The sequence below is a fragment of the Streptomyces sp. NPDC047880 genome (genome assembly GCF_040706515.1).
Taxonomy (GTDB): Bacteria; Actinomycetota; Actinomycetes; order Streptomycetales; family Streptomycetaceae; genus Streptomyces.
Window position 1 is genome coordinate 166,812 of the sequence record NZ_JBEZOK010000004.1, and the last position, 14,966, is coordinate 181,777.

14 protein-coding genes and 1 pseudogene are annotated in these 14,966 nt (G+C 70.9%); 10 read left to right on the plus strand and 5 right to left on the minus strand.

From position 1 onward, the window contains the following. From AB0937_RS08645 to AB0937_RS08655, 3 genes are all read right to left on the minus strand, one after another. Nucleotides 1-858, minus strand: an 858-nt coding sequence (locus AB0937_RS08645) for an NADH-quinone oxidoreductase subunit C (RefSeq protein ID WP_366710435.1), incomplete at its 3' end; no start/stop codon positions are given. Next, a complete protein-coding gene (locus AB0937_RS08650) occupies nt 855-1,469 on the minus strand; it encodes an NADH-quinone oxidoreductase subunit B family protein (protein WP_366710437.1) in 615 nt (204 codons plus the stop codon). The genes AB0937_RS08650 and AB0937_RS08645, both read right to left, overlap by 4 nt. Beyond that, nucleotides 1,460-1,867, minus strand: coding sequence for an NADH-quinone oxidoreductase subunit A (locus AB0937_RS08655; RefSeq protein WP_104785621.1), 408 nt, complete (start codon nt 1,865-1,867; stop codon nt 1,460-1,462). Before AB0937_RS08655 ends, AB0937_RS08650 begins: the two co-directional genes overlap by 10 nt. 223 nt (nt 1,868-2,090) lie before the next feature. Here AB0937_RS08655 and AB0937_RS08660 point away from each other — a divergent pair, with 223 nt between their 5' ends. The 5 genes from AB0937_RS08660 to AB0937_RS08680 all read left to right on the plus strand — a co-directional run bounded on the left by AB0937_RS08660 (nt 2,091) and on the right by AB0937_RS08680 (nt 8,929). After that, entirely contained in the window at nt 2,091-3,299 is a 1,209-nt protein-coding gene (locus AB0937_RS08660; RefSeq protein ID WP_366710438.1) for a sensor domain-containing protein, read from the plus strand. Nucleotides 3,300-3,409: 110 nt separating this feature from the next. Beyond that, nucleotides 3,410-4,771, plus strand: a complete 1,362-nt coding sequence (locus AB0937_RS08665) for a sensor domain-containing protein (RefSeq protein ID WP_366710439.1) — start codon at nt 3,410-3,412, stop codon at nt 4,769-4,771. A 282-nt stretch (nt 4,772-5,053) separates the two neighbouring features. Further along, the gene (locus AB0937_RS08670; protein ID WP_308287393.1) at nt 5,054-5,713 is read left to right on the plus strand and encodes a response regulator transcription factor; all 660 of its coding nucleotides are present in this window, start codon (nt 5,054-5,056) and stop codon (nt 5,711-5,713) included. A gap of 176 nt (nt 5,714-5,889) precedes the next feature. Next, nucleotides 5,890-7,857 (plus strand): 2-oxoacid:acceptor oxidoreductase subunit alpha, encoded by a 1,968-nt coding sequence (locus AB0937_RS08675; protein ID WP_366710440.1) that lies wholly within the window; start codon nt 5,890-5,892, stop codon nt 7,855-7,857. Next, the gene (locus tag AB0937_RS08680) at nt 7,850-8,929 is read left to right on the plus strand and encodes a 2-oxoacid:ferredoxin oxidoreductase subunit beta (protein WP_366710441.1); all 1,080 of its coding nucleotides are present in this window, start codon (nt 7,850-7,852) and stop codon (nt 8,927-8,929) included. The genes AB0937_RS08675 and AB0937_RS08680 overlap by 8 nt, the downstream gene beginning before the upstream one ends. 30 nt (nt 8,930-8,959) lie before the next feature. Here the strand turns inward: AB0937_RS08680 and AB0937_RS08685 are convergent, their stop codons facing one another. After that, nucleotides 8,960-9,352, minus strand: coding sequence for a helix-turn-helix domain-containing protein (locus AB0937_RS08685; RefSeq protein ID WP_366710443.1), 393 nt, complete (start codon nt 9,350-9,352; stop codon nt 8,960-8,962). A 91-nt stretch (nt 9,353-9,443) separates the two neighbouring features. Here AB0937_RS08685 and AB0937_RS08690 point away from each other — a divergent pair, with 91 nt between their 5' ends. Together AB0937_RS08690 and rarD are read left to right on the plus strand one after the other, a co-directional pair. Beyond that, nucleotides 9,444-10,298 (plus strand): SDR family oxidoreductase, encoded by an 855-nt coding sequence (locus tag AB0937_RS08690; protein WP_366710444.1) that lies wholly within the window; start codon nt 9,444-9,446, stop codon nt 10,296-10,298. Between the two features lie 123 nt (nt 10,299-10,421). Further along, complete coding sequence (gene rarD, locus AB0937_RS08695) at nt 10,422-11,435, plus strand: EamA family transporter RarD (RefSeq protein ID WP_366710445.1); 1,014 nt, start codon at nt 10,422-10,424, stop codon at nt 11,433-11,435. Here rarD and AB0937_RS08700 read toward each other — a convergent pair. Further along, nucleotides 11,330-12,670 (minus strand): annotated as a pseudogene (locus tag AB0937_RS08700) (MFS transporter); the annotation flags it as partial. The gene rarD and the pseudogene AB0937_RS08700 sit on opposite strands and share 106 nt — an antisense overlap. 92 nt (nt 12,671-12,762) lie before the next feature. On the opposite strand from AB0937_RS08700, the gene AB0937_RS08705 reads away from it, so the two are divergent. The 3 genes from AB0937_RS08705 to AB0937_RS08715 all read left to right on the plus strand — a co-directional run bounded on the left by AB0937_RS08705 (nt 12,763) and on the right by AB0937_RS08715 (nt 14,960). Next, the gene (locus AB0937_RS08705) at nt 12,763-13,212 is read left to right on the plus strand and encodes a helix-turn-helix domain-containing protein (protein WP_366710447.1); all 450 of its coding nucleotides are present in this window, start codon (nt 12,763-12,765) and stop codon (nt 13,210-13,212) included. A 171-nt stretch (nt 13,213-13,383) separates the two neighbouring features. Continuing rightward, the gene (locus AB0937_RS08710) at nt 13,384-13,857 is read left to right on the plus strand and encodes a VOC family protein (protein WP_366710448.1); all 474 of its coding nucleotides are present in this window, start codon (nt 13,384-13,386) and stop codon (nt 13,855-13,857) included. Nucleotides 13,858-14,009: 152 nt separating this feature from the next. Then, on the plus strand, nt 14,010-14,960 hold the full coding sequence (locus AB0937_RS08715) for a M28 family metallopeptidase (RefSeq protein WP_366710450.1): 951 nt from the start codon (nt 14,010-14,012) through the stop codon (nt 14,958-14,960). Nucleotides 14,961-14,966: the final 6 nt, after the last annotated feature.

Sequence of the window (14,966 nt, forward strand, 5' to 3'; positions counted from 1 at the left end):
CGAACGGGCCCGACGCGGAGCAGCCGGACCGTCCACTCCGGCTGTCGGGGTCTGCGCACCGGCAGCGGACTGACTCGCCGAACCCTCCGACGCCGAACGGGCCCGACGCGGAGCAGCCGGACCGTCCACTCCGGCTGTCGGGGGCTGCGCACCGGCAGCGGACTGACTCGCCGAACCCTCCGACGCCGAGCGGGTGCGTCGTACGGGGCGTTCTCCCGCTGGGCGTGCGGCGCCTCGGGCCGGGCGTTCGCCTGCTGCGCGGCCTGCGCCTCGGGCGGGGGCCGGTGGGAGTTGGCCCTTGAGGGGGCCCCATTCGTTGGGGTCGGGGACGCCGGGCGGGAGCATCTGGCGTCGCTTGGGGCCACCGTGTTCCGACTCGCCCGGTTCCTTCGCGCCGGGCCAGGCCTTGGCGACGCGGGCGGCCAGGACGAAGTCCTTGCGCAGGGGGTGGCCTTCGAAGTTCTCGGGCAGGAGCAGGTGATCCAGCGCCGGGTGGCCTTCGAAGGTGATGCCGAACATCTCGTGCGTCTCGCGTTCGTGCCAGGCGGCACCCGCGTAGACCTCGATCGCCGAGGGCAGGGTGGGGGCCTCGTGCGGGATGGTCGTGCGCAGCAGGAGGCGTCGTAGAGGGGCGAGCGCGGCGACGTGAGCGGCGACGCGGAAGCCGGTGCCGGGTTCGTCGACTGCGCTCAGCCAGTCGAAGTAGGTGCAGCCGAGGCGGTCGCGGGCGGTCTCCAGGGCGGTGATCCAGGCCGCCGGGGGGACGTCGACCGTCAGGACCTCGTAGGACTCCTCGGCGGTGGCGTCCGCGCCGAAGAGCTCCTCGGCGTCGGCGGGCAGCCAGCCGGCGGCGGTCATCGGCCCTCCCCCGCGGTCGGGCCCGCTGCGGGCGGCTGCACCAGTCCGCTCTGCAGCGCCGCGGCCGAGGGGCGCTCCGAACCGCTGCCGTAGCGCTCCCCCAGCGACTCGCGGGCGATCTTCTCCTGGAGCTTGAGGATGCCCTGGAGCAGCGCCTCGGGGCGGGGCGGGCAGCCGGGGACGTAGACGTCGACGGGGATGATCTGGTCGACGCCCTTGGTGACGGAGTAGGAGTCCCAGTAGGGGCCGCCGCAGTTGCTGCAGGCGCCGAAGGAGATGACGTACTTCGGTTCCGGCATCTGCTCGTAGAGGCGTTTCACGGCCGGGGCCATCTTGTCGGTGACCGTGCCGGAGACGACCATCAGGTCGGCCTGGCGGGGGCCCGGGGCGAACGGGATGACGCCGAGGCGGATGAAGTCGTGGCGGGCCATCGATGCGGCGATGAACTCGATCGCGCAGCAGGCGAGGCCGAAGTTGAAGACCCAGAGGGAGTAGCGGCGGCCCCAGTTGAGGACGACCTTCATCGGCTCGGGGGCCAGGCGGGCCAGGGCGCCCAGCCGCTTGGGCTCCGGCAGCAGAACAGGCTCGGACACCGCGGGGTTCACGTCCATGCCAGGACGCCCTTCTTGTAGGCGTAGAGCAGGCCGACCGCCAGGAAGCCGAGGAAGATGAACATCTCGGCCAGGGTCGTCGCGCCGTAGCCGGGGGCGGCGAAGACGGTCGCCCAGGGGAACAGGAAGATCGAGTCGACGGCGAAGATCACGTAGAGGAAGGCGTACACGTAGTAGCGGACCTGGGTGTGGGCCCAGCCCTCGCCGACGGGGTCCACGCCGCACTCGTACGTCAGGAGTTTCTCGGGGGTGGGGACCACGGGCCGCAGCAGGCGGCCGGCCCCGAAGGCGACGGCGACGAACAGCACGCCGATCACGGCGAGCAGTCCGACGACCGAGTAGGACTGGAAGTAGTCCGCCGCGACGACGGTCGTGGTGACGACGGTCGGTTCCGGCACGTCCGTCCCTCGCTCCCTCAAAATTCGGACTGGATCCTGCGACGATGCTGCGGCTCACGGGGACGCAGCCGTTCGACGATCTGTACGCACGGGAGTCTAGGCCCTGATAAGGGCAGGGTAAGCAGCCCGTCACCGCCCGGCACAAGGGGGTGGGGTTTTCCTCAGTCGATCGTGGCGGTCCCCCTCATGGCGCGGCGGCCCGCCGCCGGGCACGCTGACGCACATGACCCAACACATCCCGTCCCCGGGCACGACGGAGGCCCGGTCGGCCGCAGGGCCGGACGACCGTCCGCCGCCGGCCCGGCTCGCCTATGACCGGCACACCTGGAAGGAGATCGCACACCTGCTCAGCGACCTTCCGGTCGCGCTGTTCGGTTTCACCTATGTCGTGACGATGCTGTCCACCGGTTTCGGGCTGACCGTCACGGTGGTCGGGTTCCCGCTGCTCGCGATCGGACTCGCGGGCGCACGGCAGTTGGGCAGGCTGGAGCGGGCGCGGGCGCGGGCGCTGCTCGGGGTGCGGATCGAGGAGCCGAGCCGGCTGCGGCTGCGCGGCGGGGGCAGCTTCGTCCAGCGGCTGTGGATGCAGCTGAAGGATCCGGTGGGCTGGCGCACGGTGCTGTACGAGTTCATCCGGCTGCCCTGGGGTGTGCTCACCTTCACGGTCACGCTGGTGTCGTTGTTCGTGCTGTGGCCGGTGCTGCCGTTCATCGCGCGGGGGCTGACCAACGCCGACCGGGCCATGGTGCGGGCGCTGCTGTCGCCCTCCGACGAGCTGGAGCGGCGGATCGCCGAGCTGGAGTCGGACCGGGGGGTCGTGGTGGACACGGCCGCGGCCGACCTGCGGCGCATCGAGCGGGATCTGCACGACGGGGCGCAGGCGCGGCTGGTCAATCTGGCGATGGGGCTGGGCCTGGCCAAGGAGAAGGTGATGGAGGACCCCGACGCGGCGGCCGCGATGGTCGAGGAGGCGCACGGCGAGGTGAAGCTGGCGCTCCAGGAGTTGCGGGATCTGGCGCGCGGCATCCATCCGGCGGTTCTGACCGACCGCGGTCTGGACGCGGCACTGTCGTCGGTCGCCACGCGCTGCACGGTCCCGGTGAAGGTGTCGGTCGACCTGCCGGAGCGGCCGGCCGCGGCCATCGAAGGCATCGCGTACTTCACCGTCTCGGAGCTGCTGCAGAACGTCAGCAAGCACAGCGGGGCGAGATCGGCCTCGGTGGATGTGTGGCGGACCAACACCCGGCTGCTCATTCAGGTGTGGGACGACGGGGGTGGGGGTGCGAGCCTCGACGGCGGTACGGGGATGAAGGGCCTGGCGGAGCGGCTGGACGCCGTCGACGGCCTGTTCGTCCTGGAGTCGCCCGAGGGCGGCCCGACGACGGTCACGGCGGAGCTGCCGTGGCGTGACCGGTCGGGGGCCGCGGGGTAGGGAAAACCCCCCGTGCAAGACGCCGACGGACTCCATGGTCCGCCGACCTGCGGCGGAGCAGGGTGGAGGTACGAGAGCACAGCCGCGGGACGAGGAGAAGGACGACGCCGATGGCCACGGAGTACGGACAGGGGTACGGGTTCGACAGCGGGTCCGGGTTCCCGGGGAGCACCGAACGGCGGCACCGGCTGCCGGCCGCGCTGCGGGCGCCGGTCGAGCTCCGCACCTGGCGGGAACTCGCCCATGTGCTGCTCGGCCTGCCGGTCGGCGTCCTGCTGTTCACCTACGCGGTCACGATGGTGTCGCTGGGGGTGGGACTGCTGGTGACGTTCCTCGGCATACCGGTGCTGGCGGCGGGGCTCGCCGGGTGCCGCGGCCTGGGGGCGCTGGAGCGGATGCGGGCGCGGGGGCTGCTGGGTCTGGAGGTGGCCGAGCCGGAGCCGCTGCGGACGAAGAAGCCGGGCGCGATGGCGTGGATGGGGGCCGTCCTCAAGAGCGGCGCCTCGTGGCGGGCCCTGCTGTACGCGGTGCTGCATCTGCCGTGGGCGGTGTTCTCGTTCGTCGTCTCCGTGAACGTGTGGGCGCTCGGCTGGGGGCTGCTGACGTATCCGCTGTGGTTCTGGGTGTTCCCGGTGTACGCCGGTCAGGACGGGATCCAGCTGTACGGCGACGAGGCGCATCTGATCTACCTCGGCAACCCCTTCGAGATCACGGTGACCGCGCTGGTGGGTCTGCTGTTCACGATCGCCACGCCGTGGATCGTGCGGGCGCTGACGACGGTGGACCGGGTGATGGTGCACGGGCTGCTCGGGCCGTCGCGGCTGGCGTCGCGGGTGGTGGAGCTGGAGTCGGACCGGGGGGTCGTGGTCGACACGGCCGCGGCCGACCTGCGGCGCATCGAGCGGGATCTGCACGACGGGGCGCAGGCCCGGCTGGTGGCGCTGGCGATGGATCTGGGGCTGGCGAAGGAGAAGCTGCAGGAGGATCCGCGGGCTGCCGCGCGGATGGTGGACGAGGCGCACGGCGAGGTGAAGACGGCGTTGCAGGAGCTGCGGGACCTGGCCCGGGGGATTCATCCGGCGGTGCTGACGGACCGCGGGCTGGACGCGGCGCTGTCGGCGGTGGCGTCGCGGTGCACGGTGCCGGTTCAGGTAGAGGTGGACCTGGCGGAGCGGCCGGCGCCGGCGATCGAGGGGATCGCGTACTTCACGGTCTCGGAGCTGTTGCAGAACGTCAGCAAGCACGCGCGGGCCACGTGGGCGGGCGTGGAGGTGTGGCGGACGGAGAACCGGCTGATGCTGCTGGTCGTGGACAACGGCGTGGGCGGGGCCGATGTGTCCCGGGGGTCGGGTCTTGCGGGGCTGGCGGATCGGCTCGGCGCGGTGGACGGGATTCTGGTGGTGGACTCGCCGGTGGGCGGGCCGACGCGGGTGACCGCGGAGTTGCCGTGGCGGGGAGCGCATGTGCGGTGACCTCCGGCCAGGGGGCTCCGCCGGGGCGCCGCCCCGGTGACCCCGCCTGGGGGTCCGCCCCCTGGACCCCCCGCCCTCGCCCACCCGCCACGGTCGAACAGGAAGCAAGGCCCCCAGAAAAGCAGGGCCCCTCCCGATTCCGTCGTGCAAGAAACCGCTCCTCCCCCCATCCACCCCCCGGCCCTGGAATGCTGGACCCGTCGCACGGGTGGGCGCGGGGCCGTTGTGGGCCGCGGACGGGCGGCATCGGGCTCTGGGGGGCCGGACATCGTGGAGGACAGGGTGCGGGTGGTCATCGCCGAGGATTCAGTGCTGCTCAGAGAGGGCCTGACCCGGCTGCTGACCGACCGCGGACACGACGTGGTCGCCGGTGTGGGTGACGGCGAGGCGCTGATCAAGACCATCACGGAGTTCGACGCGCAGGGCGAGCTGCCGGACGTGGTCGTGGCGGACGTGCGGATGCCGCCGACGCACACCGACGAGGGGGTGCGGGCGGCGGTGCAGCTGCGCAAGGCGCACCCGGGCCTCGGAGTGCTGGTGCTGTCGCAGTACGTGGAGGAGCGTTACGCCACGGAGCTGCTCGCGGGGTCCAGCCGCGGTGTGGGTTACCTGCTGAAGGACCGGGTCGCCGAGGTGCGGGAGTTCGTGGACGCGGTGGTCCGGGTTGCGGAGGGCGGTACGGCGCTCGACCCGGAGGTGGTCGCGCAGTTGCTGGGCCGCAGCCGCAAGCAGGACGTGCTGGCGGGGCTCACCCCGCGGGAGCGGGAGGTGCTGGGGCTGATGGCCGAGGGGCGGACGAACTCGGCGATCGCGCGGCAGCTCGTGGTCAGCGACGGGGCGGTCGAGAAGCATGTCAGCAACATCTTCCTGAAGCTGGGGCTGTCCCCGAGCGAGGGCGATCACCGCCGGGTCCTGGCCGTGCTGACGTATCTCAACTCCTGACGTTCACGATCGCCGACCCCGGAAACCCGGACAAAGACGGATGCATGGTCAGACCGAAGTCGTGTCCAAGATGCGAATGACCCGCAGAAGGCGGCCCTTGCGGTCGTAGTGTTGATCCTGGGAGGGCCTGCGGGAAGGCCTGTCCCGGACAGCGTCCTCGAGGGAGGTCCAGTTCAGTGACCAGCCAGGTCAGTAGCCCAGCGGAGCAGGCCGACGAAGCAGTCGTAGGAGAGCAGCGCAAAGCGGCGGGGGCGAAGGATGTCCGCCGTCTCGACCGGGTGATCATCAGGTTCGCGGGGGACTCGGGTGACGGTATGCAGCTCACCGGTGACCGTTTCACCTCGGAGACCGCGTCGTTCGGCAACGACCTGTCGACGCTGCCGAACTTCCCGGCCGAGATCCGGGCGCCCGCCGGAACCCTGCCGGGTGTGTCGTCCTTCCAGTTGCACTTCGCCGACCACGACATCCTCACGCCCGGTGACGCGCCGAACGTGCTGGTGGCGATGAACCCGGCCGCGCTGAAGGCGAACATCGGCGACCTGCCGCGCGGCGCCGAGGTGATCGTCAACACGGACGAGTTCACCAAGCGGGCGATGCAGAAGGTCGGCTACGAGACGTCCCCGCTGGAGGACGGGTCGCTGGACGGCTACCACCTGCACCCCGTGCCGCTGACCACGCTCACGGTCGAGGCACTCAAGGAGTTCGACCTCAGCCGCAAGGAGGCCGAGCGCAGCAAGAACATGTTCGCGCTGGGCCTGCTGAGCTGGATGTACCACCGGCCCACCGAGGGCACGGAGAAGTTCCTGAAGTCGAAGTTCGCGAAGAAGCCCGGCATCGCGGCGGCCAACATCGCGGCGTTCCGGGCCGGCTGGAACTTCGGCGAGACGACGGAGGACTTCGCCGTCTCCTACGAGGTCGCCCCCGCGGCCACGGCGTTCCCGCCGGGTGTCTACCGCAACATCTCCGGCAACCTCGCCCTGTCGTACGGGCTGGTCGCGGCGAGCCGGCAGGCGGATCTGCCGCTGTACCTGGGGTCGTACCCGATCACTCCGGCGTCGGACATCCTGCACGAGCTGAGCAAACACAAGAACTTCGGCGTGCGGACCTTCCAGGCGGAGGACGAGATCGCAGGCATCGGGGCCGCGCTGGGCGCGGCCTTCGGTGGTTCGCTGGCCGTGACCACGACGAGCGGTCCGGGTGTGGCGCTGAAGTCGGAGACGATCGGCCTCGCGGTCTCCCTGGAGCTGCCGCTGCTGGTCGTGGACATCCAGCGCGGCGGCCCGTCGACGGGTCTGCCCACCAAGACCGAGCAGGCGGACCTGCTCCAGGCGATGTACGGGCGCAACGGCGAGGCGCCGGTGCCGGTGGTCGCGCCGCGCACCCCGGCGGACTGTTTCGACGCCGCGCTGGAGGCGGCGCGGATCGCGCTGACGTACCGCACGCCGGTGTTCCTGCTGTCCGACGGCTATCTGGCCAACGGCTCCGAGCCGTGGCGGATCCCGGACATCGAGGAGCTGCCGGACCTGCGGGTTCAGTTCGCCCAGGGGCCGAACCACACGCTCGACGACGGCTCCGAGGTGTTCTGGCCGTACAAGCGGGACCCGCAGACGCTGGCCCGCCCGTGGGCGATCCCGGGCACGCCGGGCCTGGAGCACCGGATCGGCGGCATCGAGAAGCAGGACGGCACGGGCAACATCTCCTACGACCCGGCCAACCACGACTTCATGGTGCGCACCCGGCAGGCGAAGATCGACGGCATCGACGTCCCGGACGTCGAGGTGGACGACCCTTCCCCGAGCTCTCAACTTCGTTCGGGCAGGGGAGGCCCCGACGGGGCCAGGACGCTGGTGCTGGGCTGGGGCTCGACGTACGGGCCGATCACGGCGGCGGTGCGGCGGCTGCGCAGAGCCGGGGAGTCCGTCGCACAGGCGCACCTGCGCCATCTCAACCCCTTCCCGCGGAATCTGGGTTCCGTGCTGGAGCGTTACGACAAGGTGGTGATCCCCGAGATGAACCTCGGGCAGCTCGCCACGCTCATCCGGGCGAAGTACCTGGTCGACGCCCACTCGTACACCCAGGTCAACGGCATGCCGTTCAAGGCGGAGCAGCTCGCCGCGGCTCTGAAGGAGGCCATCGATGGCTGAGACGTCCACGCACGGCACGGGCACCATCGAGGCGCTTTCCCTCGTCCCCAAGGCCGAGGGCAGGCAGTCGATGAAGGACTTCAAGTCCGACCAGGAAGTGCGCTGGTGCCCCGGCTGCGGTGACTACGCCATCCTCGCCGCGGTGCAGGGCTTCATGCCGGAGTTGGGGCTGGCGAAGGAGAACATCGTCTTCGTCTCGGGCATCGGCTGCTCCTCACGCTTCCCGTACTACATGAACACGTACGGGATGCACTCCATCCACGGCCGCGCCCCGGCCATCGCCACGGGTCTGGCGAGCTCCCGCCGGGACCTGTCGGTGTGGGTCGTCACCGGTGACGGCGACGCGCTGTCGATCGGCGGCAACCATCTGATCCACGCGCTGCGCCGCAACGTCAACCTCAAGATCCTGCTGTTCAACAACCGGATCTACGGTCTGACCAAGGGCCAGTACTCGCCGACCTCCGAGGTCGGGAAGATCACGAAGTCGACGCCGATGGGCTCGCTGGACGCGCCGTTCAACCCGGTGTCGCTGGCGCTCGGCGCGGAGGCGTCCTTCGTGGCCCGGACGGTGGACTCCGACCGCAAGCACCTGACGGAGGTACTGCGCCAGGCCTCCGCCCACCAGGGCACGGCGCTGATCGAGATCTACCAGAACTGCAACATCTTCAACGACGGCGCCTTCGACGCCCTGAAGGACAAGCAGCAGGCCGAGGAGGCCGTGATCCGGCTGGAGCACGGCAAGCCGATCCGCTTCGGCACGGACCTGGCCAAGGGTGTCGTGAGGGACCCGCTGACCGGCGATCTGAAGGTGGTGGCGGTGACGCCGGAGAACGAGGACCGGGTGCTCGTCCACGACGCGCACTCCCCGTCCCCGACCACGGCGTTCGCGCTGTCCCGCCTCGCCGACCCGGACACGCTGCATCACACGCCGATCGGTGTCCTGCGCTCCGTCGAGCGGCCCGTCTACGACACGCAGATGGCCGACCAGCTGGACACCGCGATCGAGCAGCACGGCAAGGGTGACCTGGGTGCGCTGCTGGCGGGCGGCGACACCTGGACGGTCGTGGGCTGACCTTCCGTCCGCCCACGAGGCCCGGGACCGCTAGGAGGCGGCCCGGGCCTCGTCGTATGCCCGCCGCGCCTTCTCCACGTCGTCCATGCGCCGGTGCGTCCACGCCGCGAGGGCCCGGACCTGTTCGGCGGCCTCGCGGCCCAGGTCGGTGAGGGAGTAGTCGACGCGGGGCGGGATGACGGGTTTGGCGTCGCGATGGACGAGACCGTCCCGTTCCAGGGTCTGGAGAGTCTGGGTCAGCATCTTCTCGCTGACGCCCCGGCTTCCGTAGGCGCTGATCGCGCGGCGCAGTTCGCTGAAGCGGTAGGGGCGGTCCAGGAGCTCGGTCAGGACGAGCACGCCCCAGCGGCTGGTGACGTGCTCCAGGACCAGCCGGTACGGGCACAGGGCCTCGTTGTCACTTACCGAACCACTTACTGCCATGCCAGTACCTTACTTCAAAGTGGGTACTTTCCATTAGTTAGCGCATGCCCTAGCGTTAGTGGCAACGCACCCCACAAGGAGAGACCCCACCATGAGCATCGTCGTCACCGGAGCCACCGGACACCTCGGCCGTCACGTCGTGGAGCAGTTGCTGGAGAAGGTCCCGGCCGGGCAGATCACCGCGGTCGTGCGCAGCGCGGAGAAGGCCGCCGACTTCGCGGACCGCGGCGTGAAGGTCGCCCTCGCCGACTACAACGACCCCGCCTCGTACGACGGCCTCTTCTCCGCCGGTGACAAGGTGCTGCTGATCTCCGGCAACGAGTTCGACAAGGGCCGCGTGCAGCAGCACAAGGTCGTCATCGACGCCGCCGAGGCCGCCGGTGTCGCCCTGCTCGCCTACACCAGCGCCCCCGGCACCCTGACCGCCGCGCTGGCCGACGACCACCGCGGCACCGAGGAGATCCTGCTGGCCTCCGGCGTGCCCTACGCGCTGCTGCGCAACGGCTGGTACCACGAGAACTACACCGAGAACCTCGCCCCGGTACTGGAGCACGACGCGGTCGTCGCCGCGGCCGGCGAGGGCAAGGTCTCCTCCGCCGCACGCGCCGACTATGCCGCCGCCGCCGTGGCCGTGCTGACGGGCGAGGGGCACGAGAACAAGACGTACGAACTGGGCGGCGACACCCCCTGGAGCTTCGCCGAGTACGCGGCCGAGCTGAGCCGGCAGACCGGCAAGGAGATCGCCTACAACGCCGTCTCCCCCGACGCCCTGGCGGGCATCCTGACCGGCGCGGGCCTGCCCGAGCAGTTCGCCCGGATCCTCGCGGGTGTGGACGTCTCCATCGAGAAGGGCGAGCTGGTCGTCTCCTCCGGTGACCTGTCCCGTCTGATCGGCCGCCCGACCACCCCGTTCTCCGAGGCCATCGCCGCCGCGCTCAAGGGCTGACGCCCCCTCCCGCGCTCCCGCCCCCGGATGTCATGACCGTATGCCGATACGGGCATGACATCCGGGGGCGCCCGGCGTTACCGTCGTGAACGCGGACGCATGCCAGGCGCGAAGGAGGGACACGTGAGCGGCAAGCCGAGGGGTGAGCGGCACATAGGACTGCTGAACGGCTTCGCGGCCTACGGGATGTGGGGGCTCGTCCCCCTGTTCTGGCCCCTGCTGAAGCCGGCCGGAGCGGTGGAGATCCTGGCCCACCGGATGGTGTGGTCGCTGGTCTTCGTGGGCGCCGCGCTGCTGGTGCTGCGCCGCTGGGCCTGGGCCGGTGAGCTGTTGCGGCACCCCCGCAAGCTGGTGTTGATCACGGTCGCCGCGGCGGTCATCACCGTCAACTGGGGGCTGTACATCTGGTCCGTGAACTCCGGGCACGTCGTCGAGGCCTCACTCGGGTACTTCATCAACCCGCTGGTCACCATCGCGATGGGCGTGCTGCTGCTCAAGGAACGGCTGCGGCCGGTGCAGTGGGCGGCGGTCGGGACCGGCTGCGCGGCGGTCGTCGTGCTGACCGTCGGGTACGGCCGGCCCCCGTGGATCTCGCTCTGCCTCGCGTTCTCCTTCGCCACGTACGGGCTGGTGAAGAAGAAGGTGGGCCTCGGCGGCATCGAGTCGCTGGCCGCCGAGACCGCGATCCAGTTCCTGCCCGCGCTCGGCTTCCTGATGTGGCTCTCCGCGCGGGGCGACTCCACCTTCGCGACCGAGGGCGCGGGGCACGCGGCGCTGCTCGCCTCGGCCGGCATCGTCACCGCGCTCCCCCTGGTCTGCTTCGGCGCGGCCGCCATCCGCGTGCCCCTGTCCACCATCGGCCTGCTGCAGTACCTGACGCCGGTCTTCCAGTTCCTGCTCGGCATCCTCTACTTCCACGAGGAGATGCCGCCGGAGCGCTGGGCCGGGTTCGCGCTGGTGTGGCTGGCGTTGACGCTGCTCACCTGGGACGCGTTGCGTGCCGCACGCCGGGCCTCCCGGACACTCACCAGTGAGAGCAGCGTGCCCAGCACCACCAGGGCGAGCGGCACGGTCAGTGCCGCGCGGAACGCCGAGAGCGTGGCCTCCGGGCCGGACCCGGTGGACGCCAGGCCGTAGACCGCCGTCACCGCCGAGATGCCGATGGCGGAGCCGAACTGCGTCGCCGTCGTCAGCAGCCCGCCGGCCAGACCCTGCTCCGACTCCGCCACCCCGTCCGTCGCCGCGATCGTCAGCGGCCCGAAGGCCAGGGCAAAGGCGAGGCCGCTGAGCAGCAGGGTCGGGAACATCATGGCGTAGGACCACTCCATGCCGACCGGCAGGAACAGCGCGTACGAGGCCACGGCCAGCAGGAAACCGCCGGTGATCACCCGTGCGTGGCCGAAGCGGGTGACCAGCCGGGGCGTGAGCGTCGGGGCGAGGACGGCGTCGATGCCCGTGACGACCAGGGCCACCGCCGTCTGCAGGGACGACCAGCCGCGCAGTTCCTGCAGGTAGAGCGTGACGACGAACTGGAAGCCGAAGAAGGCGCCGAGGAAGAGCAGCGCCCCGAGGTCGGCGCGTACGGCCGGGCTCCAGCGCAGCAGGCCGAGCCGGACGAGCGGGTCGGGGCAGCGGCGTTCGACCACGACGAAGGCGCCGGCCAGCAGGACGGCCGCGAGACCGGAGGCCAGGGTGAGCGGCCAGTGGTGCAGGCCGTGCTCCAGGCGTACGACGGTGTAGGCGGCCAGCAGCATGGCCCCGGCGGCGGTGATCGCTCCGGGGAGGTCGAAGGTGCGCCGGAGCCGCGGCGGGGCGTCCTGCCGGGGGATCAGGCGTCCGGCGACGACGAGCAGGGCGGCGGCCAGCAGCACCGGCGCGAAGAACACCCAGCGCCAGCCGATCTCGGTGAGCAGACCGCCGATCACCAGGCCGAGGGAGAAGCCGGCCGCGCCCGTCCCGGCGAAGACCAGCACGGCCTTGTTGCGCTGCGGGCCCTCCTCGTACGTGGTGGTGATCAGGGAGAGCGCCGCCGGGGTCATGAAGGCGGCGGCGACACCGGTGACGAACCGGGCGACGATCAGCATCCAGCCGTCCGTGGCGAGGCCGCCGAGCCCCGAGAAGGCGAGGAAGACGGTCAGCCAGAGCAGGAACATCCGCCGCCGTCCGAGGAGGTCGGCGGCGCGCCCGCCCAGCAGGGTGAAGCCGGCGTAGCCGAGCACGTAGCCGCTCATCACCCAGGCCGCGGTGCCGGTGGCCAGGCCCAGGTCGGCGCGGACGGCCGGGATCGCCACCGCCATCATCGCGACGTCGATGCCTTCGAGGAAGATCGTTCCGCACAGAACGAGCAGCAGCGCCCAGGCACGGGTGCCCATGAGTCAACACTCCTCCGGTCGGGGACGGTTACGCAAGCGAGGGTCAGTTCCCTCTTGTAACCAAGGCTCACCCTGCGGCAGCATCGACGGACATGGAAGAAGGCACTTCGAAGTCACCGAGTCACTGCCGGGGCACCGTGGACCACGGCGACGCCGACCCCTTCCAGTGGGACACCCGCGAGGACTGCCAGGTCCGGCAGATCCTCGACCGGATCGCCGACAAGTGGTCACTGCTGGTCATCGCGCTGCTGGAGAACCGGCGGCTGCGCTTCACGGAGCTGCGCCGGGAGATCGACGGGGTCAGCCAGCGGATGCTGACCGTGACGCTGCGCTCGCTGGAGCGGGACGGCCTGGTGAAACGGACGGTGCACCCGGTGGTGCCGCCGCGGGTCGAGTACGAGCTGACCTCCCTCGGCAGGACGCTGCACGCCACGATCCAGTCCCTGGTGACCTGGACGGAGCAGCACCAGGAGGAGATCGCGGCGGCCCGGACCGCGTACGACACCCGTGCGGCCCAGGCCCCGGAGGCCACGGCTCCGTAGGAGCGCGGCGGGCGCAGGGCGGGCGACGAGCGGGTGGTCGCCCGGCCCGGGCGACCAGGCCGGAGGGTTCGCGCAGCACTTCCCGGCGGGTGAGGGCGCCGGGGCCGCCCGTCGTCGTCAGCGCCGGCACAAGACGCCGGGATCGAAGCGGTAGGGCTTATAAGTGGGGACATGACGCAGACACCCGCATCGCCCACGCCCGTGCACTGGAAACTCGTCATCGACGCGAACGACCCGCACGCCCAGGCCGACTTCTGGGCCGCCGCCCTGAGGTACGAGGTCGAGGACAACAGCGCCCTCATCGGGAAGCTGCTCGGCTTCGGCGCCCTGCCCGAGGAGGCCACGGTCGACTTCCACGGCCGCCGCGCCTTCCGGGACCTGGTCGCCGTACGGCACCCCGAGGACCCCTTCGAGGAAGAGAGCGGCACCGGGCTGGGGCGGCGGCTGCTGTTCCAGCGGGTGCCGGAGGCCAAGTCGGTCAAGAACCGGCTGCATCTCGATCTGCACCCGGGCGAGGGCCGGCGCGACCAGGAGGTCGCACGACTGGAGGGACTCGGGGCCAGTGCGCTGCGGCGGGTGAAGGAACAGGGCGGCGAGTGGGTCGTGATGGCGGACCCGGAGGGCAACGAGTTCTGCGTGCAGTGACCCGCGCGGCGGAGGTCGGTGCTCCGTAACGCCCTGGCCGAATACGTACCTTGACGGAGAGTCAGTACCAGCTTCACCATCCAGGCACCCCATTCACTGTGGGCGGCCCGTGGACACCCCACGGGCCGCCCGACGGAATCCGGAGCCCCCACATGAAGCTCTCCGTTTCCGCGCGCGCCGTCGCCGCAGGCGGCATGGCAACCGCCATGCTCCTGACCGGCGGTGCCGTGGCGGACGCCGCGTCATCCGCTCCCTCCAGATCCGCCGCCGCCCCGGACATCCCCGTGGCGAACGTCAAGACCCACCTGTCCCAGCTGCAGTCCATAGCCACCGCCAACGGCGGCAACCGGGCGCACGGCCGGGCCGGGTACAAGGCCTCCCTCGACTACATCAAGGCCAAGCTGGACGCGGCCGGATACACCACCACGATCCAGCAGTTCACCGCCTCCAGCCGCACCGGCTACAACCTCGTCGCCGACTGGCCGGGCGGCGACGCGAACCGGGTCGTGATGGCCGGCTCGCATCTCGACAGCGTCACCTCCGGACCCGGCATCAACGACAACGGCTCGGGCTCCGCCGCCGTCCTGGAGACCGCCCTGGCCGTGTCCCGGGCGCAGTACAAGCCCACCAAGCACCTGCGGTTCGCCTGGTGGGGAGCGGAGGAGCTGGGCCTGGTCGGCTCCCGCTACTACGTCAACCGGCTGGCCACCGGCGACCGTTCGAGGATCAGCGCCTATCTGAACTTCGACATGATCGGCTCCCCGAACCCCGGCTACTTCGTCTACGACGACGACCCGGCGATCGAGAAGACCTTCAAGGACTACTTCGCCGGCATCGGCGTCCCGACCGAGATCGAGACCGAGGGCGACGGCCGTTCCGACCACGCGCCCTTCAAGAGCGCGGGTGTGCCGGTGGGCGGACTGTTCACCGGGGCGAGCCGGACGAAGACGGCGGCGCAGGCGACCAAGTGGGGCGGTACGGCCGGGCAGTCGTTCGACCGCTGCTACCACTCCTCCTGCGACACGACCGCCAACATCAACGACACCGCCCTGAACCGCAACAGCGACGCCCTCGCGTACGCGGTGTGGGGGCTGTCGGAGTAGCCCCCT